This is a genomic window from Testudinibacter sp. P80/BLE/0925, assembly GCF_053570785.1.
On sequence record NZ_CM131636.1, the window covers coordinates 1683840 to 1706612 of the forward strand.

A 22773-nucleotide genomic window follows, 5' to 3' on the forward strand; every position below is an offset into this window, starting at 1 on the left:
TTGACGACCTTGATAGCCTGCCGCTGACAGGCTACCTGCTTAACATATCAAGGGTTTCTTTTTTTGAATAGATTTTCTTCTCGGATTTGCGATAAACTTCAACTTCTTTTTTTAATCAGTAAGTCAATGCCGCGCTTAGAACCATTCCGCCAACCACAACCGCACTTTGAGCCCCCAGTAAGTGCTCAATCCACTGGTGGCAAATTCCATTTTGCCCTGATCAAAAATAATAATCGTCGGAGTGACGGCAACCTGCCATTGTTGCGCAATGGCGCCATTCGGATCATTGACGGTCAGAAATTGGTAATCGTGTTCAGCGAGATAGGCTTGCACCGTTGATTTATCGCCGGAACGCAAGGCAACAGTGGCAACCGGCACGCCGTCTTTGGCGAGCGAATCAATCGCAGGAGAAGTATAGCGGCAATAGCCGCACCAAGTGCCCCAAAAATAGAGAATTGCCGGGCGGTCTTGGCTGAGTTGCGCTAAAAAGAACGGCTGGTTTTGCAAATCGTAAAGTGCGGTGCTGTCCGCATTATTCGGCACTTGCGGTTTGCGCAGCCAATCAACGATCACGCTCATCACAATCAAGGTGAGCACCAGCGACAGCAGGTTCTTGGCGATTTTTTTTACATTGATTCTCATTGACTATCCTTGTACTTTGCCAACCATTTCAGCGGCGACATCCCGACTTTAGCCGTAAAAACGCGAGTGAAGGCGCTGGCGTATTGGTAACCGACTTCTTCCGCGGCGATTGCAATCGGTGTACCGGCGCGCAGTTTACGTTGCGCCAATGCCAAGCGCCACTGGGTCAAATAATCCAAGGCGGAAATGCCGATGACTTTTTTAAAATAAGCGGAAAAATTAGAGCGCGACATGGCAGCCAGTTCCGCCATTTCTTCCAATTGCCACGGATGTGCCGGGTTTTGATGAAGTGCGGTCAGCAGTTTACTCAATTTAGCGTCGCTTAACCCGTTTAAAAATCCGGTGGTTAATTGCCGTTTTTCCAAACCGTAGCGGATAATCCGAATCAAAAAATAGCTGCACAAGTGGTGAATCGCAAGGGCTTTTCCCAATTTATCGACTTGATATTCTTGATAAACCGCGTCACCGACCGCCAATAATTCGGGGCAAGCATTCAGCGGCATGATCACACATTCGTCCAAAGCTTGGTTCAGCGGATTTTTCACCCCTTCGCCAAAATCAAAACTGATACATGAAACGGTAATTCCACTTTCATCCAACGGATTAATGCGGTGTAAGGTGCTGTTAGGGCAGAAAATCACGCAAGGTTCGTTGATGCGCTTTTGCTGGTGGTTGTTTAATAATAAATCGAAGGCGCCGTCGTGGACAATATGCAAATAGCTTTTATTCGGTTCGTTAAACTCCCCTATCCGGCAGAGTAAGCTGCTAAAAAAAAGGTCACTTCTGAAATTAAAACGGGCAAAAAACTCGGTTAAAGAATCCATTGGTTTCCTCGGTTAAAAAATCCGGACGATCGGTCAACTTGCCGCATGATGTTTTTCTTATACTGACCCCGAAGCAACAAACAAGGGGTATTTCAGCGGCATGAATGAAATATTCTTCAATGTTAATTTTGAATAGTCAACTAAAAGGAGTGATTTCCATGAGTAATGAGAATAAAGAACAGCAAATTGATACAACACGTCGCCAAGTATTAGGCAGAGGTTCACAAATTGCAATGGCGGCAACGGCGTTGGGCGCAATGGGATTAAGCGCGGCGGCTTCGGCGAGTGAAAAGAAAGCCGCTGACCCATATGCCGAACCGGAACAATACGGTATGCCGCGTCACGGTATGAAATTGGATAAAAAACGCGTCGCCTTGGTTGTGGTTGATCCGCAAGTGGACTTTTTAAGCCCGAAAGGGATCAGCTGGGGCGTGATGGGCGAAAGCATTACCCGTAACAACACCGTGCCGAATATCGAAAGCCTGTTTAAAGCGGCGAAAGCGGCTGATATCCCGGTCGTGGTTTCGCCGCACTATTACTATCCGGTCGATCACAGCTGGAAATTCGGTGGCCCGGGCGAACACTTCATGCATGACAGCGGTATGTTTGCGCGTAAAGGACAATACACCATGGAAGGTTTCGAAGGTTCAGGCGCGGACTTTATGGAAGAGTACAAACCGTATATCTATGACGGCAAAACCATCATCGCCAACCCGCACAAAATCTTTGGGCCGGAAACCAACGATGTTGCCTTGCAATTACGCAAACAAGGCGTGGATCAAGTGATCTTGGCAGGGATGGCGGCAAACTTGTGTATCGAATCGCACTTGCGTGAATTGATCGAACAAGGCTTTGAAGTGACGGTGGTCAAAGACGCGACCGCAGGGCCGAAAATTCCTGAAGGCGACGGCTACTTAGCGGCATTGATTAACTTCCGTTTAATCGCTAACGATCTGTGGACCACGGAAGAAACCGTGAAAAAATTAGGCGTTAAAATCTAAGGTGAATAGCCTTTAACGAACCCCGGCAAACCGCACTTTTGAGATGAATTTTGTTGTTTCATTGAGAAAGTGCGGTTTTTTCTTCTTATTTTTCAATTCTGCGATCCCCATTCCAAAAAAATCCGACCGCACTTGGTATTTTTTGCCGTTTTTCTAAACTTGGCTTCCAAAAAGGAGGCGTGATGCGTAGCGGGTTTACTTTATTGGACGTGTTATTGGCGGTGTTTGTGTTGAGCGTATTGGCGACGGCAACACGTCCGCAATGGCAGGCGTTGTCGGATTATCAGGTGTTGCAGAAAGAGCAGAGAAAGTTGTTCGCCTTTTTGCGTCATATGCAGCTGCGGATTGAAAATTCACAGGAGATTTGGTTGTTGCTGATCAACCGCGATACCCACAAAAATTGGTGCGTAACGGTACAGCGCAAGGATAATCTGCTGTGCGATTGTTTTATTCCCGCCGGTTGTCCGGCACGCGTGCAGGCGCATTTTTATCAAGCGAGTTTTGCACCGCAAACCCAGATTATCAGTAAAAAATACTATCCGAGCGAAATCAGTCGCTTGAGCGGTGTACGAGACACCTTCTCGGCGGCGTGTTTCGTGTTGCAGGCAGGCAAACACCGCTCGATTTTTTCCTTGTTTAATGTCGGCAGTTTAAGGGTGAAAGATGACCAAGCGGCAAGTGCCTGTGTTAATGACAGCTAAGCGTTATAAAGCGGGTTTTACCCTGTTGGAATTGATGATTGCGGCGGCGGTCGGTTCGTTCCTTTTGTTGTTGATTGTCGGTTTTTTCAGCCGAGCCAGCGTGTTTAACCGCGAATTATTGCTGCGTTTGCAACTACAGCAGGAGGTGCAAAAAGTACTGCAACTGATGGCAAAAGATATTAGCCGCAGCGGTTTTGCTTACCTCGATCAACGGATTGAGCAAACGAACTTAGCGCTGTTTAACCACGCAGACGGCAGCTCAACCACGATCACGGCGGCAAACCGTGAAAGCGCAAACAGCTGTTTACTGTTTTGGTACGATTTGGATCACAGCGGTTGCGTCGGCGGCAATCATGGTCGACAGTGCCAAGTGGCGGGGCAAAATCGAACGCTGGACATTCAAAAAGAGCTGTTGGGTTATCGTTTAAAAAGCAAAATGGTGGAAACGCGCGCGATGTACAAAAGCGGCACAATTCAGCAGTGTGAGCGTGAACAATGCCATGCTTACTTGGCAAAAAACGGTTGCGATACGCGCGGTTGGGCGGATCTCTTGGACAGCGACATCTACCAGGTCAGCCGTTTGCACTTTTCATGGCTGGCACAACGGCGCGGAGTGTTAGTGCAAATTCAAGCCAATTATAAGCGCGAACCGCACATTCAATATCAAAGTGCGGTGGTGATTGCACTGCACAACCGTTTATTGGCAGGAGAATAATGTTAGCTTGGAAAAAGGGCATGGCGAGTTTGTGGGCGCTTTTGTTGCTGTCGTCGGTGTTGTGGCTGTTTCTGTTGGTCGATCATGATGTGTTGGGCTTACAGCGCGCCAATTTGGGCGAACGTATGCGTTATTTACAACAACGTGAGCCGTTGTTGGCACGGAGTTTATCGCCTGACGCCGATTCGGCTTGCCGACAAGCCGCAATAAACCGAGCCGAAAGTGATACTTTTCGTTTAACCTTTGCCGGCGCGGATAAGCAAACGCAGCGGCACTTTGTATTATGTCGCCAACTAAGCCTGTTTAAACAGTTGCCGCAACAGGCATTGGCAAGTAAAATAGGTGATTTTTTGAACGCCGAGGTGGAACAATTCACATTTTTAACCCTGCCGTTAAGTGCCGAAGATTACCAGCGCGGTGGCATATTGTGGCTGGTGGAAAACGCTGAATGGCAGTTGCAACAGGATTTTTATGGCGTGGTGATCACCGAGGGCGATCTCAGTTTAAACGGCGACGGCACACTGTTTGGCGCAGTCATTCATAACGGTAAAGTGCGGTTGGAACGGCAGGATCAGATTGTTTTTACCCCGCAAGTGATCGAAAAAACCGCTGCCGAGTATCAACAATGGCAGTATAGGCAGGGCAGTTGGCATGATTTTAACCCGTTATAAGCGAATGCGTTTTGCCTATCGGCGTGGTGCGGGCACGGCGGCGGTGCTGCTGACGTTAATGTTGTTCAGTTTCAGCCTGTTGGCAGTCTCCCGTTGGCTGACGGCACAACAGCGTGACGGTTTGCAGATTTATCAGCAATATCAGGCGCTGTTGCTGGCGCAAAACCAATTTGCACGCCAACGTTTGGGCTTGGGCTGTGAAACGCCGATCACACAAAATCAGATCCGCTTTGACGTGCAATGCCAAGCGCAACGGGTGAAAGTGCGGTTTCCGTTGGGCGAAATCAGCTTGAGTGCGGAAAATCGCTAAATCGGCTTGCAATCGTTAGCGCTCTTGTTGACAATGGCAACACATCTGCCAAGGAGAATGACCGTGCTGCACCTGTATTATTCCAACCATTTAGAGATTCAAAAAGCGATTTTAGTCAACTTAATGCAACGTAATCCGCTGCCTGATCCGTTCCGGAGCGAACAGATTTTGGTGCAAAGTCAGGGCATGGCGCAGTGGTTGAAATTACAGATTGCGGCGGAGTGCGGCGTTGCCGCCAACATCGATTTTCCGCTGCCGGCGAGTTTTATTTGGCAACAATATCACCGCACTTTGCCGAATGTGCCGCAGCAAAACGCCTTTCAAAAAGAGGCAATGTTGTGGCATTTGTTGGCGCTGATTCCCACGCTGCTGGCAGACAGCGATTTTACCCCATTGAAAAAATATCTCGGCGAGCCGTTAGAACAGGAAAAACTGTATCACTTGGCAAGCAAAATTGCCGATCTGTTCGACCAATATTTGGTCTATCGCCCCGAGTGGATCACCGCATGGGAACAGCAACGGGAACAGGATATTCTGCAACAATTACGGCGCGGCTTAAGCCAAAATAATCAAGAATTGTCGGCTTTATTGCAGCAAGATCTGCAAAGTGCGGTCAGCTGGCAGGGCAAATTGTGGCGGGCGTTGTATGCGCGGGTGGCGCAGCAAAGCGCAGAGCAGGGCGAACAGTGTTATCACCGTGCCAATTTGCATACGGCTTATTTGCAACAATTGGCAAAGCAAACGGCGGCATTGCCATCGCAACGGTTGTTTATTTTCGGTATTTCCGCCTTGCCGACCGCTTATCTGCAAACCTTTCAGGCGTTGGCACGGCAGAGTGAAGTCCACCTGTTTTTTAATAATCCGTGCCGTTATTACTGGGGCGATATTCTTGACCGCACTTTTCTGCAAAAGTTGCAATTGCGCCGGCGCCAAGCCTATTTGCAAGAAACATCCGAACAAGCAGACTCGCGCCCGTGGCTGAATGCGCAGCAACAGGCGCAAGCCACGCAGGACGATTGGCAAAATCCGCTCGGCTATCTGCAAAGCGGCAATCCGCTGTTGGCGGCATGGGGCAAAATGGGGCGCGATTTTTTATCATTATTAAGTCAAAGCGAAGCCAATGAAATTGACGCTTACGCCGCGATTGCGGGGAACGGCTTGTTGGCGCAACTGCAAAATGCGATTTTGGATTTGCAACCGCTGCAATCGCCGCCGCCGTTCGTTTGGCAGGCGCAGGATCAAAGCCTGACGATTCATGCTTGCCACAGCCCAATGCGCGAAGTGGAAATTTTACACGATCAACTATTACATTGGTTTCAACAAGACCGCACGTTGACGCCGAAAGACATCGTGGTGATGGTGGCGGACGTGGATAACTATGTGCCGTATATTCATGCGGTGTTTGCGCAATACGGTTACCAAGATCCGCATTTTATTCCCTACGAAATCGCCGACCGCAAACACAGTCACAGCGATGTGATTATCTCAACCTTTTTGGCGTTGTTGCAATTAAAAGAAAGCCCGTTCACCGCCGAAGCCGTGTTGGGGCTGCTTGACGTTGCCGAACTGCGTGAACGTTTTGCGATTGAACTCTCTGATTTGACAACATTGAAAAACTGGGTGGCGCAGAACGGCATTCGCTATGGCTTGCGCCGCGAGGGGGAAAGCGAGCCGAATTACAATTCATGGCAAAGTGGGCTGGAAAGAATGCTACTTGGCACGGCAATGCGCGAAGCGGACGGTGTTTGGCAAGAGACGGTGGCATTTGATTTTAGCTTCGGCTTGGATGCGCAATTGGTCGGCAAACTGGGCGAGTTTTTGCAACAATTGCAAGATTGGCATGCCTTGTTACAACAAACACACCGCATTGCTGATTGGCAACAGGCGTTACAAAATGCGTTACAGCAGTTTTTTATCGACAGCGACGACAGCCGCCACGCCCTGCTGTTTTTGGCGCAACGGATTGATGAGGTGTTTCAAACCGCACTTGAGACCCAATTTGAAGGCGAATTGAGCAGCGAGGTGGTGGCGGAACTGATGAACAGCCGTTTATCGGAAGAAGACAACAGTTTCAATTTTCTCAACGGCAAATTGAGTTTTTGCACCTTGCTGCCGATGCGCGCGATTCCGTTCAAGGTGGTGGCGTTGCTCGGCATGAACGAGGGCGATTATCCGCGCCGACATAATCCGAACAGCTTTGATTTAATGCAATATGCGCCGCAAAAAGGCGACCGCGTGCGGCGTGATGATGATCGCTATCTGTTTTTAGAGGCGATTTTATCGGCGCAACAAAAGCTGTATATCAGCTATGTCGGACGTTCATTGACCGATAATCAAGTGTTGCAACCGTCGGTGTTAGTCAGCCAGCTCGTCGATTATTTGGCGGAGCAAATCGCAACGGACAGCGGCGAAGTGCGCTCAAAATTGATCCAAACCCACCCGATGACCGTGTTCAGTGCCGAAAATTTCAAGCCGCACAATCCAAACCGCTCTTTTGCCAAAGGGTGGCTGGCGGCAACGCAGCAACAACATGACGTTAGCAATTTTGTGCAACCGCTGGCGGCAAATCCGCTGCAAAGTGCGGTGATAGAATTGGATCGTTTGATCCGTTTTGTGCAAGATCCGTTGCGTTATTTTTTTGAACAACAGCTTGGCGCGTATTTCCGCCAATATGACACCGCGTTGGAAGAGAGCGAAGTGTTTCAGTTGTCAAAACTGGAAAACTACCAATTAAAGGAACGGCTTTTACGGCAACCGGCAAGCGATTGGGGGCAACAATTCGACTACGCCAAATATAAAGGCGAATTGCCGCGCGCCGCCTTTGCTGAGATTGCCGAACAAAAAATCAGCGACGAGTTGCAACCGCTCAGTGCCGCGATTGCGCCGTATTTAAGCCAAACGGCGCAAACCCTGCCGATTGATTTAACGTTTGAGATTGACGGGCAAGATTACCGATTGCAAGGCGACATCACACAGCTGTATCAAGGGCGGCAAGTGCGCTGGCGCAGCGGCAGCGTGAAAGCGCAACATCAAATCGAAAGCTGGATCACCTATTTAGCCCAATGCGTGCAACGGCAACAAACCGCCGCAACACCGCACTTTTATGGGATTGAGAAAGGCAAGGTGAGCCGTTTGCAATTTGCGGAGATGAGCGTCGAACAAGCGCAACAACAGTTAGCTTGTTACGTTGCGGATTTCCTGCGCTCGGAACAGCAGTTGTTTGTGGTGCCAACCGCACTTTATCCGCTGTTTTTTGCCGATAAAGCGAAAACAGACGAGGAATTACGGCAGGAAATTCAAAACTTGGCACAAGACGGTTTCCATGAAAGCGACAAAGCCGATCCCTATTGGCAACGGCTGCTCAGCCAACAGCAACAGCTTGATTTGAATGCGATAAAAGAGAAAATGCAGCAGTGGTTTGGGCTGATGGCGCAAAGTGCGGTTGGGGAAAGTCAGTAAATCGTGATGATCCGCTTGCGACTTGTGGCAACAATCAATAAACTAGCAGGCTTAATTTTTATCATTGAGTGGGAAAAATGCAAGTTTCAGATTTTCATTTTGAGTTGCCGGACGAGCTGATTGCACGTTATCCGAAAGCGGAACGCAGCAGCAGCCGTTTGTTGTGCCTGAACGGACAAAGCGGCGAATTGCGGCACCGTCAATTTGCCGAGGTGTTGGATTTGGTCGACGCCGGCGATTTATTGGTGTTCAATAATACCCGTGTGATTCCGGCGCGCATGTTCGGACGCAAAAGCAGCGGTGGCAAATTAGAAGTGTTGGTTGAGCGGGTGTTGGGCGAACGCCGTTGTTTGGCACACGTGCGTGCCTCGAAAGCGCCGCAAGCCGGGGCGCAGATTATTCTGGGCGAAGACAAGTTAGGCGCGGGCAACGGCATTGCTTTTGTGATGAAAGCGCGCCACGATACCTTGTTTGAGTTGGAAGTGGTCGGCGATACGCCGTTGTTGGCGATTTTACAGCAAATCGGGCATATTCCGTTGCCGCCGTATATTGATCGCCCTGATGAAGAAATGGATCAGGAGCGTTATCAAACCGTGTATAATCAAGTGCCCGGCGCAGTTGCCGCGCCGACCGCCGGTTTGCATTTCGATCAGGCGTTGTTAGACAAATTGGCGGCAAAAGGCGTGAATTTTGCCTTTGTGACTTTGCACGTCGGCGCAGGCACATTCCAGCCGGTGCGGGTGGAAAAAGTGGAAGATCACCATATGCACGCCGAATATGTTGAAGTCGATGAGCAGACGGTGCAAGCGGTGTTAGCCACCAAAGCTGCCGGGAAACGGGTGATTGCGGTCGGCACGACCTCGGTGCGCGCCCTCGAAAGTGCGGCATTGGCAGCGGCGGAAACACCGTTGTCGCAACAACAACCGCACTTGCTTGCGCCTTATTTTTCCGACACTACGATTTTCCTTTATCCGGGCAAACCGTTTCGCGTGGTCGATGCGCTGATTACCAATTTCCATTTGCCGGAATCGACCTTGGTGATGTTGGTTTCTGCTTTTGCCGGTTACCGCCATACCATGCAGGCGTATCAAAGTGCGGTTGCCGAGCGGTACCGTTTCTTTAGTTACGGCGACGCGATGTTTATTAGCAAAAATCCTGATGTGAGCGGATTGGCTTGAGTTTTCAAATCAAGCTAATTACGATATTTTAAGTAGCCACGATATTTTAGGTAGCTGGAAGATTCTTTTCTCCCTTCCTCCCTGTGCGGAGGGAGTACCATTTTTCGCTAGAAAAATGGGGAGGGACATAAAGCAAAAGTACGGATCGCCGCACTTTTATTCTTTAAATAAGATCAATCTTCGGACTGTTTTTCCGTTGATAGGAGCAAAATATGAAATATGAATTACACAACACCGACGGACGCGCACGGCGCGGGCGTTTGACCTTTCAACGTCCGCAAGGGGAATTTAGCGTGGAAACGCCGGCGTTTATGCCGGTCGGGACGTACGGCACGGTGAAAGGCATGACCCCGGAAGAAGTGAAAGCCACCGGCGCGCAAATTTTGTTGGGCAACACCTTTCACCTGTGGCTGCGACCGGGGCAGGAAGTGATGAAACTGCACGGCGATCTGCATGATTTTATGCAGTGGCACGGGCCGATCTTGACCGATTCCGGCGGTTTCCAAGTGTTCAGCTTGGGCGATATTCGTAAAATCAAAGAAGAGGGCGTACATTTCCGTAATCCGATTAACGGCGAGAAAATTTTCTTATCGCCGGAAAAATCAATGGAAATTCAATATGATCTCGGTTCGGATATTGTGATGATTTTCGATGAATGCACGCCGTATCCCGCCGATTTTGATTATGCCAAAAATTCAATGGAAATGTCGCTGCGTTGGGCGAAACGCAGCCGTGATCGTTTCGATGAATTAGGCAACAAAAATGCGTTGTTCGGTATTATTCAAGGCGGCGTATATGAAGAATTGCGCAAGGTTTCGGTCGAGGGCTTGGTGGAAATCGGTTTTGACGGCTATGCGGTCGGCGGTTTGGCAGTGGGCGAGCCGAAAGAAGATATGCACCGCATTTTGGAATATATTTGTCCGCAAATTCCGCAGGATAAACCGCGTTATTTAATGGGCGTGGGCAAACCGGAGGATTTGGTGGAAGGCGTGCGCCGCGGGATTGATATGTTCGACTGCGTGATGCCGACCCGCAATGCGCGCAACGGACACTTGTTCACCGCAGACGGCGTGATTAAAATCCGTAACGCCAAATACCGCGACGATGTATCGCCATTGGAAGCGGAATGTGATTGTTATACCTGTAAAAATTACACCAAAGCCTATCTGTATCATTTGGACAAGTGCGGTGAAATTTTGGGTGCGAGACTGAATACCATTCACAACCTGCGTTATTATCAACGCTTGATGGCACAGTTGCGCACCGCGATTGAAAATGGCGAATTAGAACAGTTTGTCGCGCAGTTTTACGCCCGTATCGGCAAGCCGGTGCCGCCGTTGAATGAATACCACGCATTTGATGACGGAAAATAAGCCTGACAACAAGAAGATTTTCACTTTAGCCGTGTTTTATGCTATTTTGAACACCGCTATTACAGTCGGGGCGGTTATGTTGAACAAGCATGAGCGTCCTGTTTACTTAATTTAATCACTAACTTAAAAAGGATAAAAAAATGGACGCACAACAAGGCGGCGGAATGCAAATGATCTTTATTTTGGTAATCTTTGCCTTAATTTTCTATTTTATGATCTATCGTCCGCAAGCAAAACGTAACAAGGATCACCGCAATTTAATGGCGTCACTGGCGAAAGGCGAAGAAGTGCTGACCAGCGGCGGTTTAATCGGTAAAATCAGCAAAGCCTCTGCCGAAAGTGATTACATCGTGATTGCGTTAAATGACAATATCGAAGTGACCATCAAACGTGATTTCGTGGTGGCGGTGCTGCCAAAAGGTTCTTTGAAATCCCTGTAATTTTCCAATCTTCCAATTAACTTCCGAGTGAGGGGCATTAATTGTGTTAAATCGTTTCCCTTTATGGAAGAACCTGATGGTGATCATTTTGGTCGCCATCGGCATTTTATATGCTCTTCCAAATCTTTATGGTGAAGATCCTGCGGTGCAAATTTCCGGCACCCGCGGACAGCAGGCAGACAACACCACTTATCAACGAGTACAACAAGTCTTACAACAAAACCAATTAGCGGTGAAATCGTTACAATTGGAAAACGGTTCTGTGTTGGCAAAATTCGCCAATACCGATGATCAACTACTGGCGAAAGATAAACTGGCTGAAAATTTAGGCAAGGGTTATTCAGTGGCGTTGAATCTGGCGCCGGCAACCCCGGCGTGGTTGGAAGCGATTGGCGGCAGCCCGATGAAACTGGGATTGGATTTGCGCGGTGGGGTACGTTTCCTAATGCAGGTCGATATGAAGACCGCACTTGAGAAACTGGAAACCCAGCGCCAAGACAATTTGCGCACCGAATTGCGCAAAGCGCGGATTGCTTATACTAATATCCGTCAAGGTGAAAACTATTCCACCGTCATTACGCTGGGCGAACAAGCCTCCGAATCGGAAGCGCAAAGTTTAATTCGCCGCATTGATCCGAATTTACAACAAAGCCTTAACGGCAAAGTGATTACGCTTACCATGTCGGAAGCGGACTTGGCACAGGTGCGTGAACACGCGATTGAGCAAAACCTGACGATTTTGCGTAAACGGGTAAATGAATTAGGTGTGGCGGAACCGGTGGTGCAACGCCAAGGGGCCGAACGCATAGTGATTGAATTGCCGGGCGTGCAAGATACCGCGCGCGCCAAAGAAATTTTGGGTGCGACGGCGACCTTGGAATTCCGTCTGGTGAATACTAATGCGAGTGCCGATTTTGCTGCACGCGGCATGGTGCCGTCAGATTCCGAAGTGAAAAATGATCGCGAAGGCAATCCGGTAGTGCTGTATCGTCGCGTGATTCTTGGCGGCGAACATATCACAGGGGCAACGTCGGGCAGCGATCACACTACAGGTCGCCCAGAAGTGAATATTACCCTCGATAGCGAGGGCGGCAATTTGATGGCGGCGGCGACCCGCGATGCCATCGGCAAACCGATGGCAACCTTATACAGCGAGTATAAAGAGAGTGGTCGGGTTGATGACAAAGGCACGCCGATTCTGGAAAAACACGAAGAAGTGATTAACGTGGCGACCATTAACGATCGTCTCGGCAGCCGTTTCCGTATCAGCGGTATCGACAGCCCGGCTGAAGCGTTAAATTTATCGGTGCTGTTGCGTGCCGGGGCGTTGATTGCGCCGATTCAAATCGTAGAGGAACGCACGATCGGGCCGTCTTTAGGGGCGCAAAATATCGAACAAGGCATGGAAGCGAGTCTATACGGCTTAGGTTTCACCATTCTGTTTATGCTGTTTGTCTATCGTAAATTCGGCATGATAGCCAACCTTGCCTTAGTGCTGAATATCGTATTGCTGATTGGCGTGTTGTCTTTACTGCCGGGGGCAACCCTGACAATGCCGGGCATTGCCGGAATCGTGTTGGCGGTGGGCATGTCAGTCGATGCCAACGTGCTGATCTTTGAACGGATTAAGGAAGAGTTGCGCAACGGGCGCAGCGTGCAACAAGCGATTCACGAAGGCTACAACGGTGCCTTTTCCAGTATTTTCGACGCCAACTTAACCACGATTTTGGTCGCGATTATTTTGTATGCGGTCGGCACCGGACCGGTAAAAGGCTTTGCCATCACCTTGTCATTGGGCGTGGCGATTTCTATGTTCACCGCAATCACCGGCACGCGTGCGATTGTGAACTTCCTGTATGGCGGCAAACGCATTGATAAGTTGTCAATTTAGATTGAGGATTAAATGGTGAATGTAAAAGCAAAACAACCTATTGAAACCGAAAGCGGCATAAAACTGGCACGCAGTGTAATCCCGTTTATGAAATACCGCATTCCCGGCTATATTTTTTCGTTAGCGGTGATAGCCATCAGTTTATTCTTTGTGGTGACGAAGGGATTTAACTGGGGCTTGGATTTTACCGGTGGTACCGTGATCGAAGCCAGCTTCTCCCAACCGGCGGATTTACCGAAAGTGCGGTCTGCATTGGCGGAAAATGATTTCGGCAGTGCGGTGGTGCAGGCTTCCGGTGGCACGCGTGATGTGATGATCCGTTTACCGTCGGAAGACGGCGACACCACGATTGGACCGAAAGTGATCAATATTCTGCAAAGTATTGATGCTCAATCAACTGTGCGCAGTATTGAGTTTGTTGGTCCGAACGTAGGGAAAGAGCTGACCGAAGCGGCGATTTATGCCACGTTGGTAACCTTAATTATGTTGCTGTTGTATGTCGGTCTACGCTTTGAATGGCGTTTGGGAGCCGGCGGGATTTTAGCGTTAGCACATGATGTGATTGTAACCTTGGGCGTATTCGCTGCGTTACAGATTGAAATCGACTTGACTTTCGTGGCAGCGATTCTCTCGGTAATCGGTTATTCTCTGAATGATAGTATCGTGGTATTTGACCGAATCCGCGAAAACTTCCGTAAAATCCGCCGTACTGCGGCACAAGACATTATGGATATTTCTTTGACCCAAACCCTTGCCAGAACTTTGATGACCTCGGCAACCACCTTGGTCGTGGTATTGGCATTGTATATTTGGGGCGGGCCGAGTATTCATAACTTCTCACTTGCCTTATTAATCGGGATTGGTTTCGGTACGTATTCTTCGATTTATATCGCAACCGCACTTGCGCTGGATCTCGGCTTAACACGCGAACACATGCTGCCGCCGAAAGTTGAAAAAGAAGGCGAAGACCAAGAGGCGATTATGCCGTAGGCAGATTTTCGCGGCGATAGTAAAAGCCATATTTGTTCACAAATATGGCTTTCTGTTATATTGAATAAGAAAGGTTATGGCGTCATATTACTGCCGCTGACGCCTTTAAGCGGTTTGCCATCGGCACTGTTAATCAAAACTAAAATACCGAACAACGGGTGGTCAAAATACATCATTTGGTTATCCGTGTAACTGCTTTGGCTTTGATACTGGATAGTGTGCCGTGCCGAGGCGACGGCGGTTTCGGTTTCTTGCTCTTTATCGGAGACCGCGTCAATATCCGGTACAACGGTTGTCACATCTTGTCCGACACTGCCAAAAACCGGCATTAAGCGGGAGGCGCTTTTTTTGTCGTCGTAACTAAAAGCCAGATTGAAATTTAACTCGATTTTATCATCCTGCCACACCGTAAAACGCCCATCCAACGAGGGGAGACGATCCGCGGCTGATTGAATGTGAATCGGCACGGCCAAACTTTGTTGGTTTAGCGCTTGTGTCCAAGCTTGGTGATAAAACGGCACATAGGCATCGTGTTGTTCAAATTTCGTATAAATATCATTGAGCTGCATAGCACTGTCGGGCAATGCGCGTGCGTTGATTTGTGTTTCCGATGGTAAAATGGCATCGGCGGTCGGAATGACCGAGCTGAGTTCCGGGAATTGCTGGTTCAGACTATCGCCGTCTAGCAGGCGTTGGAATGCAATGATCTCCACATTAATTTGCGTGGCATACTCTTCAGCAGCAGTGGCGGATTGCGGCGGATTGTCCGTTGGAATGGCGGCGCTGACCGCACTTTGATGATCGGCGCTTGGGGTTTGTTCCGCATAAACTTGGCTTCCAATCAACATTAGGCTGAGAGATTTTGCAACCAGTGACAAAACGGTTCGGGGTAAACGCATAACAGAGACTCCCATCATAAAAATGCTATAAACAACAACGTCGAATTAACTGGCTTCTGCGCTTTCCGGTGTAGCAGGGACGGTGTCGGGCACCGTTGGCAGGATTAACGGATCCCGGCTTTCCTCTTCTACCGGGGCGGTTTCCAGTTGGCGCGCCGGCGGCGAATATTTGCTCGGTTGATCTTTATCGAGACCTAATAATTTACTTTGTAAGCGTTTAAAACTGCTTTGCGGTGACAACCAAATATCCAAAAACGCCTGATTAAACGCGTTGCCGAATTGCGGTTCCAATACGGTATCATTCAGCACAAAATAACCGGTATCTTCCAAAGCAATATAATTCAGCAAATCTTGCGGTTGAAAATCCGGTAAGCTTTGTTCTAATTTTGCCGCCCACTGGCTTTGTAACTCGGGAGAGACTTGCGGCGCAATATTGCTTAGCTCTTTTTTAATGGTAATCGCAAAGTTTTTGCCTTCGACCGGTTTGGCATAATTCAACGTCAGCATGAGCGGACGTTGGTTCGGTTGGTATTCGCCATTTTCGCTATACAGGGTAATGGTATAGATATGGAAAGGCCCCCAAGTATAGTCAACCGTACCGACCGGCAACCAAGTCGCCGAAGCCAGCTTGCTGAAAAGCAAAAGGAACAGGGGAGTGGCAATTTTTAATAATTTCATAATATAACCGATGAATTACTCGGACAACACAACTTAATGAGATTATAACATAAACGGTGATAAGGTCTAATTTAGCCGGGAATAAAAACGGGATCCGAAGATCCCGTTCTCATCGCGCCAGCGTTATTTTTTCAGGCTGCCGACCATATCTTCAGGACGAACCCACTCTTCAAATTGTTCAGCGGTAACCAAACCAAGGTTAATCGCTTCTTCTTTCAGGGTAGTGCCGTTTTTGTGGGCGGTTTTGGCGATTTTCGCCGCATTTTCGTAACCGATATGGGTATTCAGTGCGGTCACCAACATTAATGAATTTTGCAACTGCATTTGAATGCGAGGGTGATTCGGTTCAATACCAACCGCACAATGCTCGTCGAATGACACACAAGCGTCAGCCAACAGTTGCGCCGATTGCAGGAAGTTTGCCGCCATCACCGGTTTGAATACGTTCAGTTGGAAATGCCCTTGCGTACCGGCGAACGAGATGGTGGTGTCGTTGCCCAACACTTGTGCGCATACCATGGTCAAGGCTTCGCATTGGGTCGGATTGACTTTGCCCGGCATAATCGAGGAACCCGGCTCATTTTCAGGGATTAAAATTTCACCGATACCGGAGCGTGGACCCGACGCCAATAAACGAATATCGTTGGCGATTTTATACAGTGAGACCGCTAATTGTTTTAACGCACCATGGGTTTCCACAATCGCATCATGGGTTGCCAAGGCTTCGAATTTATTTTGCGCAGTCACGAACGGCAAGCCGGTGAATTTGGCGATATATTCCGCCACTTTGACATCATAACCTTGCGGCGTGTTTAAGCCTGTGCCGACCGCCGTGCCGCCTAGCGCCAATTCCGCCAAGTGCGGTAGCGTGTTTTTCAGCGCTTTTAAGCCGAAATCCAATTGCGCCGCATAGGCGGAAAATTCTTGCCCTAAGGTGAGCGGGGTTGCGTCCATTAAGTGGGTGCGTCCGATTTTCACCACATCGTTGAACGCCGCCGCTTTTTCGGCGAAGGTTTTTTGCAAACGCGCCACGCATGGAATGGTGGTTTCCACCACTTTTTTGTAAGCGGCGATGTGCATTGCAGTCGGGTAGGTGTCGTTGGAGGATTGGGATTTATTGACGTCATCATTCGGGTGGATCACGCTTTTTTCGCCCAGTTTACCGCCGTTAAGCACGTGCGCGCGGTTGGAAATCACTTCGTTGACGTTCATATTCGATTGCGTACCTGAACCGGTTTGCCAGATCACGAGTGGGAATTGATCATCCAGTTTATTCGCCAGAATTTCATCACAAGCCTGCCCGATCAGATCGCGTTTTTCCACTGGCAATACGCCTAAATCGGTGTTGGCAAACGCCGCGGCTTTTTTCAGGTAACCGAAAGCTTCGATGATTTCATGCGGCATAGAAGCGGCGGGACCGATTTTAAAATTATTGCGTGAACGCTCGGTTTGCGCCGCCCAATATTTGTCTGCCGGAACTTGAACTTCACCCATAGTGTCTTTTTCGATACGAAATGTCATAGTAATTTCCTCTATTAATAGAATTGGTAACGGAAAAATTTTAACATTACTACCTATTAAGTGGAATGCAAAGGCGATGATCTAAATCATGACAAATGAAGTTTTGTGAGACGAGTCACGAAGTTTGACAAATATTAGGGGGCAAAGGGCGTGTTGAACGCCCTTGCGTTAGCGGTTTGGAGCAGTGGGGCTTAGCGTTGGATTCGAATCACCGCTTGCACGCTTTCCCCTTGCGTCAATTTGCGGCTAATCCGCGACGTTTCAACACATAGCATGGTTTGATAGCCCTTCGGCGACATACTGCCGGTTTTTTTCTGCCACGGATTCCACACCACGATATCCGAGGCATTGATATGTTCAATTTCAATCATCCGCTGTTGGGCTTTATCTTCAATCCGGCTAATCGGATTTTCCGCTGAATAAATGCAATCGGTTTCCTGCGTGAATTGACGAGGCGAAGCGACATTTTCTTGCCGATTATTTAACGTATTAAGTGCGGTTTTCGGCAAGCCGTGTAACGTGGTTTGCGCAATATCGCCGACCTTGAAATAGCTGTGCAACGCCAGTTGCGCTTCTTGTTCGCCATAGTGCGTGAAAGTTAATACGCATTCGCTGCTAAACACCATTTTCAGCTCGGCTTCAACGAGATGATTGTTGTCATACAGCGTGAAGGTTAGCTCGGCTTTGTTATCGCTGACTTGCCATTGACTGAGTTGCCACAGGTTAATCCGTGCATAGCCGTGTGCCGGAGTGCCGTAATCTTTAAACCATGGATAACACACTGGAATTCCCCCGCGGATTGCCACACCCAGTTTAAACGGCTCGATTTCGCTTAACCACAAAAGATCTTCGGTGGCAAAGTGCGGTTGCCAGCTGAGCAAGTGTGCCCCTTGCAAGGCGATCACCGCTTTGCCAAGCGGGTGATCCAGCACGATAACCGGAATTTCATTAATTTGTTGCAGGGAAAGACTCGGGTGGATATGTTTCAGCAGTTGTATGGATTGAAATGACATAATGTAACCCTTTGGAATGGAAAGTAGTTGATATTCTACGCGGATTAAAAGGCTTGGCAATTGGATTTAGTTGTAACTCACATGCCGTTTGTATAATCTCATTTTTTGATTGGTAATTGTTGGAATTCAGCATTTTTTTAATAATGTTTTCCGATTGCTCATCTAAAGCGATATCAAATTTGTACTCCATGGATGACCTCGCTATGATGTTGATTTCAGCCAAGCCGGTTCGCTTGCCAACACCTTGGCATAAATCGGGCAATCCGTTTGGTGTGCGCCGGGCAAGTAGCCTGTGCTCATCAGAAATTCATTGACGATTTCGCCGCCGACGAATTTAAATTGCTTTTTGAATAACTTAACCCAATCGGCAAGGGCGCGAGGATGGTGGTGATCGAGCCAGTTTTTGAACGAACCATACTGCTGTTGTAATAATAAAATTTGCTGTGCGTTATGAATTGCGGCATTGACTTTCAGCCTGTTGCGCACGATACCGGCGTCATTCAACAACCGCACTTTGTCTTCTTCGCTGTAAGCGGCAACAGTGGCAATGTCGAATTGGGCGTAAGCGGCACGGAAATTCTGTTGTTTTTTCAGTATTAACGTCCAACGCAAACCGGCTTGATTGATTTCCAATACCAACCGCTCAAACAGCTCGTTGTCATCACTGATCGGATAACCGTAATGCTGATCGTGGTAGGTTTTATTCGGTTGCTCTTGCCCGGGGGTTAGATTGTTGACGTAATCACAATAACTCATGGTTTTTCCTTATAGTGTAAGGCTACATACAACCGCCACAGCTGCCGCAACGCCAATCTTCTTTATTGACGGCTTGATAGAAATAATGGAAATGTTCTTCGTCCAACGGCACATTCGAGGTGACAAACACGTCCGCCAACCAATCGGCGTTTTCAATAATCCACTCGTCTTCATACAGCCCTTCGCGAAACAGTTCTTCTTCCGGATCCATAAAACTATAGATACCGTTAGTCCCCATATCGTGTTCGCGTTTTTGTTCGGGCAACACCAGCGGCAGCCCTTGATAACTGATTTCCCAGTGCCCGAGGCAAAGCGTGTTGCCGACCGCCGTCCAACGGGCATGAAACGGATTAGACATAATATCGTACTCTTATCTAATAAAAATCAAGCAATATCTTACGCCTGCCAACGGGAATGTTAATGCCTCATAGTTGGTATTTTTATCAGCCGCATTACCTTATTTATTTGCCAAAATAACCGCTCTTTTCGGCGCAGGATAGCCCTCGATGGTTTTGCTGTGGTCGTTTGGATCGAGGAAGTCGATGAGCGATTCGTTTTCCAACCAGTCGGTTTTGCGTTGCTCTGCCAGCGAAGTGGCTGCCACATCAACACAGCGCACATTGCGGAAACCGCACTTTTCCAGCCAATTGATCAGTGCCGCCACCGACGGAATAAAATAGACGTTTTTCATTTTGGCGTAGCGATCTTGCGGCACTAATACACTATTGACATCGCCGTCGATCACCAGCGTTTCCAACACCAATTCGCCGCCTTTGACTAGCTGATCTTTCAGTTGGCTGAGGTGATCGAGCGGCGATTTGCGGTGATAGAGCACGCCCATTGAAAATACGCTGTCAAACGCGGCAAGCGGCTGCATTTGCTCAATGCCCAACGGAATTAAATGTGCACGGCGGTCATTATTCAGCAGTTTGCGCACCGCTTCGAACTGGCATAAAAACAGCTCGGTCGGATCGATTCCGACCACCATTTTTGCGCCCTCGCCGACCATGCGCCACATATGATAACCGCTGCCGCAGCCGACATCTAAAATCGTGCGATCCTGCAGCGGGGCTAAGTGCGGCAGCACCCGATCCCATTTAAAATCGGAACGCCATTCGCAATCAATATGAATGCCGTGCAAGTGATACGGACCTTTGCGCCACGGCATAAGTTGCTTCAAATGATACACAATCCGTTGCTGTTCGCCACCGGACAACGGCGCAGCCGCAACCGCTTCGACCGCACTTTTCAGGTTGATTTCGCCGGCGTTTAGCGCCGGCAAAAATTCAATCACTTTCGCCCATTTTGCATATTCGCCGTGCGCATTTTTTTGCCACCGGCTGAGTTGCAGCGGCAGGGTTTGCAGCCAATCCGACAAATTGGATTGGGCGATTTGTTGATAAAACGGGCGAAAATCAATCATCCTATTTCTCTCATTTTATTGTTTAATCGCTAACATAGAACCAAAATTAAAGCACTGAAACCATAATTCAACCTGCTCAAATCCCACTTCGCGCAACCGCACTTTATGTTGCGGAATCGAATCGGTGCGCATTACATTTTCAAGTGCAGTGCGTTTCTGGCTGACTTCCAACTCGCTATAACCGTTGGCACGCTTGAATTCATGGTGCAGATCGATTTGCAACTCGTTGATAATCGAATCATCAAAACGGAATTTTTCCGACAGCACCAACACGCCGCCGCGATTCAAACCGCGATAAATTTTTTGCAACAGCAAAGTGCGGTCAGCCGGTGGCAGGAATTGCAGGGTGAAATTCAAAATCACCATCGACGCATTTTCAATCTCGATATGGCGAATGTCATCGCACATAATTTCAACCGCACTTTCGCCGTGATAAGCCTCAATATGGCGGCGGCAACGCTCGATCATCGCCGGCGAATTATCCACCGCAATCAGTTTTACATTCGGCTGTTTAATATTGCGCCGCGCCGACAACGTCGCCGCCCCACGCGAACAACCGAGATCGTACACTTGCGTATTCGGCTGCACAAACCGCTGCGCCAGCATGCCAATCGCGGTGATGATATTGGAATAACCCGGCACGGAACGCTGGATCATATCGGGAAAGACTTCGGCAACCGCCTCGTCAAAGGTAAAATCACCGATTTTCTCAATCGGTGCGGAAAATAGCGTATCTTTGTTCATTTTATAGTCAAAATCAGTAAAAGTGCGGTTATTGTACGCAAAAGGCGCAAGGGCGACAAATGCTTTTGTGGGGCAATTTTTTTAGGGTTTGTTGATGTTTGTTTATATTTTGAGTTGTCGTTTAAAATTAGCGCAATCTAGGCGTAAGCCGAAACCAATAGCGAGACTATTGGTGAGGATGACAACGAGGAGTGGCTAATTTTAAACACAACCCGCAGGGCTATGACTCTTTTTCGCCACTACGGCGTTAAAAGCCGTTCGTTTAGAATAACTAAACTTCATGTTTTTTGCCTTGTATTGGCGAAAAATAGTCTAAGCACGGACCATTGCCGCTAAGTAACTTGGCTAAATTCAAGTTAAAACCGGTGCTGGCAGCGGGACAGACCGCACTTGGCAAAAATGAGCTGGTCGAGCCGTGGTTCGAACTGAGCAAAGCGCAAAATCCGCTGACCATTGATTTTAGCCTCGGTTACAACGATCGGGTTGTGTCGCAAATCCGGATTGCGGCGCTGGAATACCTTAAAACAATATCTCGTTCAGCATGAGCGAGGTGGTGATTGATTCCGACACCAACCTGCAAGGCATTGGTGATGTTAAGCTGAGTTGGGATCATCTTGCTCTCTCGGGAAAAGCGGATGATAAAAATTCGCTTAAAAACAATGAATTGAGAATAAGAGGAATAAAACTGGATAGCTTGTTGCAACCGACCCAGTGGCAAGATCTGGCAATCGGCACGCAAACTTTGGCGATCAAAGAAATGGCATTGGCGATTCAGTCGGATGAAGCGAGTGACAGCGTTCCGGTTGACGGACAAGCGACGCCTGAGCAGGATGAAAAAGCACAGCGTGCGGCGCTGACGATTCTAGCGAAAAAGCCGGAATTGCAGTTTTCACCGCTGGCGTGGAGCAACAGCGGCGGTATCAGCCGGTTAACGCTGGATTTGGGGATCAATTTTACCGAGTCAGATAGCGCGGATGAAACGGTAAACCCGGATCCTTTACGCTTTTTGTCCAAATTTGATTTTAATGCGGAAATCGACAAAAAAATGTTACAGCAATCGCTGACCCAGATTGCCAACGTTAAAAGTGAAACAGAACAGGAGAGGTTGACGCCGGAACAAATCACGCAAGAAGCAGATGAAGGCTATCAACATATGTTGCAATTGTTAACCGAAAACAGATCATTTATTGAAACCCCGGAGGCTTTTAGCGCAAAAGCCTTGTTGGAAAACGGGCAATTAAAATATAACGGGGAAGTCGTGCCGCAGGAAACGATCGAGCAAGTGTTTATGACCGCACTTTTTGCCTTGGGGCAGGCGTTTTATAGCGATGACGGTTTGGAATATGACGAGGACTACGCTAATTCGTTATACGATGAAACCGACAGCGAAGCGGCGGCATTTGGTGAAGATGACGACGAGTTGCTCTTACCGAGCGGCGAATACGATTTATCGATTCCGAATTTATCACCGTCGGATTTGCAAGGCTTGCCGCCGGCAATGCCGTAATAATCGTTTTACTCTCTCAGTGCGGTTGTTTGACCGC

At 48.6% G+C, this 22773-nt stretch carries 23 protein-coding genes; 13 read left to right on the top strand and 10 right to left on the bottom strand.

Annotation, left to right across the window (positions count from 1 at the left end):
• Positions 1-135: 135 nt before the first annotated feature.
• The gene (locus ACWA5Z_RS08160; protein WP_431054319.1) at positions 136-636 is read right to left on the bottom strand and encodes a protein disulfide oxidoreductase; all 501 of its coding nucleotides are present in this window, start codon (positions 634-636) and stop codon (positions 136-138) included.
• A 2-nt stretch (positions 637-638) separates the two neighbouring features.
• Entirely contained in the window at positions 639-1466 is an 828-nt protein-coding gene (locus ACWA5Z_RS08165) for a helix-turn-helix domain-containing protein (protein ID WP_431051322.1), read from the bottom strand.
• Between the two features lie 158 nt (positions 1467-1624).
• Between ACWA5Z_RS08165 and ACWA5Z_RS08170 the strand changes: the two genes are divergently transcribed.
• The 11 genes from ACWA5Z_RS08170 (at position 1625) to secF (ending at position 14195) form a co-directional block, all read left to right on the top strand.
• Positions 1625-2467 (top strand): cysteine hydrolase, encoded by an 843-nt coding sequence (locus tag ACWA5Z_RS08170; RefSeq protein WP_431051324.1) that lies wholly within the window; start codon positions 1625-1627, stop codon positions 2465-2467.
• Positions 2468-2649: 182 nt separating this feature from the next.
• On the top strand, positions 2650-3168 hold the full coding sequence (locus ACWA5Z_RS08175; RefSeq protein WP_431051326.1) for a type II secretion system protein: 519 nt from the start codon (positions 2650-2652) through the stop codon (positions 3166-3168).
• Positions 3131-3883: a prepilin-type N-terminal cleavage/methylation domain-containing protein gene (locus ACWA5Z_RS08180; protein ID WP_431051328.1), complete on the top strand. Its 753-nt coding sequence runs from the start codon at positions 3131-3133 to the stop codon at positions 3881-3883. Before ACWA5Z_RS08175 ends, ACWA5Z_RS08180 begins: the two co-directional genes overlap by 38 nt.
• The gene (locus ACWA5Z_RS08185; protein WP_431051330.1) at positions 3883-4554 is read left to right on the top strand and encodes a DUF2572 family protein; all 672 of its coding nucleotides are present in this window, start codon (positions 3883-3885) and stop codon (positions 4552-4554) included. The genes ACWA5Z_RS08180 and ACWA5Z_RS08185 overlap by 1 nt, the downstream gene beginning before the upstream one ends.
• Positions 4535-4864, top strand: coding sequence for a DUF5374 domain-containing protein (locus tag ACWA5Z_RS08190; RefSeq protein WP_431051332.1), 330 nt, complete (start codon positions 4535-4537; stop codon positions 4862-4864). The genes ACWA5Z_RS08185 and ACWA5Z_RS08190 overlap by 20 nt, the downstream gene beginning before the upstream one ends.
• Positions 4865-4921: 57 nt before the next feature.
• On the top strand, positions 4922-8323 hold the full coding sequence (recC, locus tag ACWA5Z_RS08195) for an exodeoxyribonuclease V subunit gamma (RefSeq protein WP_431051333.1): 3402 nt from the start codon (positions 4922-4924) through the stop codon (positions 8321-8323).
• 77 nt (positions 8324-8400) lie between these two features.
• On the top strand, positions 8401-9501 hold the full coding sequence (gene queA / locus ACWA5Z_RS08200) for a tRNA preQ1(34) S-adenosylmethionine ribosyltransferase-isomerase QueA (protein WP_431051335.1): 1101 nt from the start codon (positions 8401-8403) through the stop codon (positions 9499-9501).
• A gap of 212 nt (positions 9502-9713) precedes the next feature.
• Entirely contained in the window at positions 9714-10874 is a 1161-nt protein-coding gene (gene tgt, locus ACWA5Z_RS08205; RefSeq protein WP_431051337.1) for a tRNA guanosine(34) transglycosylase Tgt, read from the top strand.
• 140 nt (positions 10875-11014) lie between these two features.
• Positions 11015-11314, top strand: coding sequence for a preprotein translocase subunit YajC (gene yajC, locus ACWA5Z_RS08210; RefSeq protein ID WP_431051339.1), 300 nt, complete (start codon positions 11015-11017; stop codon positions 11312-11314).
• A gap of 43 nt (positions 11315-11357) precedes the next feature.
• Positions 11358-13205 carry a protein translocase subunit SecD gene (gene secD, locus ACWA5Z_RS08215; RefSeq protein WP_431051341.1) on the top strand — a complete coding sequence of 616 codons (1848 nt, stop codon included), beginning with the start codon at positions 11358-11360 and terminating at the stop codon, positions 13203-13205.
• A 12-nt stretch (positions 13206-13217) separates the two neighbouring features.
• Positions 13218-14195 (top strand): protein translocase subunit SecF, encoded by a 978-nt coding sequence (gene secF / locus ACWA5Z_RS08220; protein ID WP_431051343.1) that lies wholly within the window; start codon positions 13218-13220, stop codon positions 14193-14195.
• Between the two features lie 74 nt (positions 14196-14269).
• Here the strand turns inward: secF and ACWA5Z_RS08225 are convergent, their stop codons facing one another.
• From ACWA5Z_RS08225 to cmoA, 8 genes are all read right to left on the bottom strand, one after another.
• A complete protein-coding gene (locus tag ACWA5Z_RS08225) occupies positions 14270-15094 on the bottom strand; it encodes a CsiV family protein (protein WP_431051345.1) in 825 nt (274 codons plus the stop codon).
• A gap of 45 nt (positions 15095-15139) precedes the next feature.
• On the bottom strand, positions 15140-15772 hold the full coding sequence (locus tag ACWA5Z_RS08230) for a chalcone isomerase family protein (protein WP_431051346.1): 633 nt from the start codon (positions 15770-15772) through the stop codon (positions 15140-15142).
• A 123-nt stretch (positions 15773-15895) separates the two neighbouring features.
• Positions 15896-17293 carry a class II fumarate hydratase gene (gene fumC / locus ACWA5Z_RS08235; protein WP_431051347.1) on the bottom strand — a complete coding sequence of 466 codons (1398 nt, stop codon included), beginning with the start codon at positions 17291-17293 and terminating at the stop codon, positions 15896-15898.
• Positions 17294-17484: 191 nt separating this feature from the next.
• Positions 17485-18306 (bottom strand): D-hexose-6-phosphate mutarotase, encoded by an 822-nt coding sequence (locus tag ACWA5Z_RS08240; protein ID WP_431051349.1) that lies wholly within the window; start codon positions 18304-18306, stop codon positions 17485-17487.
• Positions 18307-18507: 201 nt separating this feature from the next.
• Entirely contained in the window at positions 18508-19062 is a 555-nt protein-coding gene (locus ACWA5Z_RS08245) for a DNA-3-methyladenine glycosylase I (protein WP_431051351.1), read from the bottom strand.
• Between the two features lie 22 nt (positions 19063-19084).
• Positions 19085-19420: a hypothetical protein gene (locus ACWA5Z_RS08250; RefSeq protein ID WP_431051353.1), complete on the bottom strand. Its 336-nt coding sequence runs from the start codon at positions 19418-19420 to the stop codon at positions 19085-19087.
• Between the two features lie 99 nt (positions 19421-19519).
• Positions 19520-20485, bottom strand: coding sequence for a tRNA 5-methoxyuridine(34)/uridine 5-oxyacetic acid(34) synthase CmoB (cmoB, locus tag ACWA5Z_RS08255; RefSeq protein ID WP_431051355.1), 966 nt, complete (start codon positions 20483-20485; stop codon positions 19520-19522).
• A 15-nt stretch (positions 20486-20500) separates the two neighbouring features.
• Entirely contained in the window at positions 20501-21229 is a 729-nt protein-coding gene (gene cmoA, locus ACWA5Z_RS08260; RefSeq protein ID WP_431051357.1) for a carboxy-S-adenosyl-L-methionine synthase CmoA, read from the bottom strand.
• A 341-nt stretch (positions 21230-21570) separates the two neighbouring features.
• On the opposite strand from cmoA, the gene ACWA5Z_RS08265 reads away from it, so the two are divergent.
• Both ACWA5Z_RS08265 and ACWA5Z_RS08270 read left to right on the top strand, forming a co-directional pair.
• Entirely contained in the window at positions 21571-21774 is a 204-nt protein-coding gene (locus ACWA5Z_RS08265; protein WP_449343091.1) for a DUF945 family protein, read from the top strand.
• Positions 21775-21782: 8 nt separating this feature from the next.
• The gene (locus ACWA5Z_RS08270) at positions 21783-22736 is read left to right on the top strand and encodes a DUF945 family protein (protein ID WP_431051361.1); all 954 of its coding nucleotides are present in this window, start codon (positions 21783-21785) and stop codon (positions 22734-22736) included.
• The last annotated feature ends 37 nt before the right edge of the window (positions 22737-22773 follow it).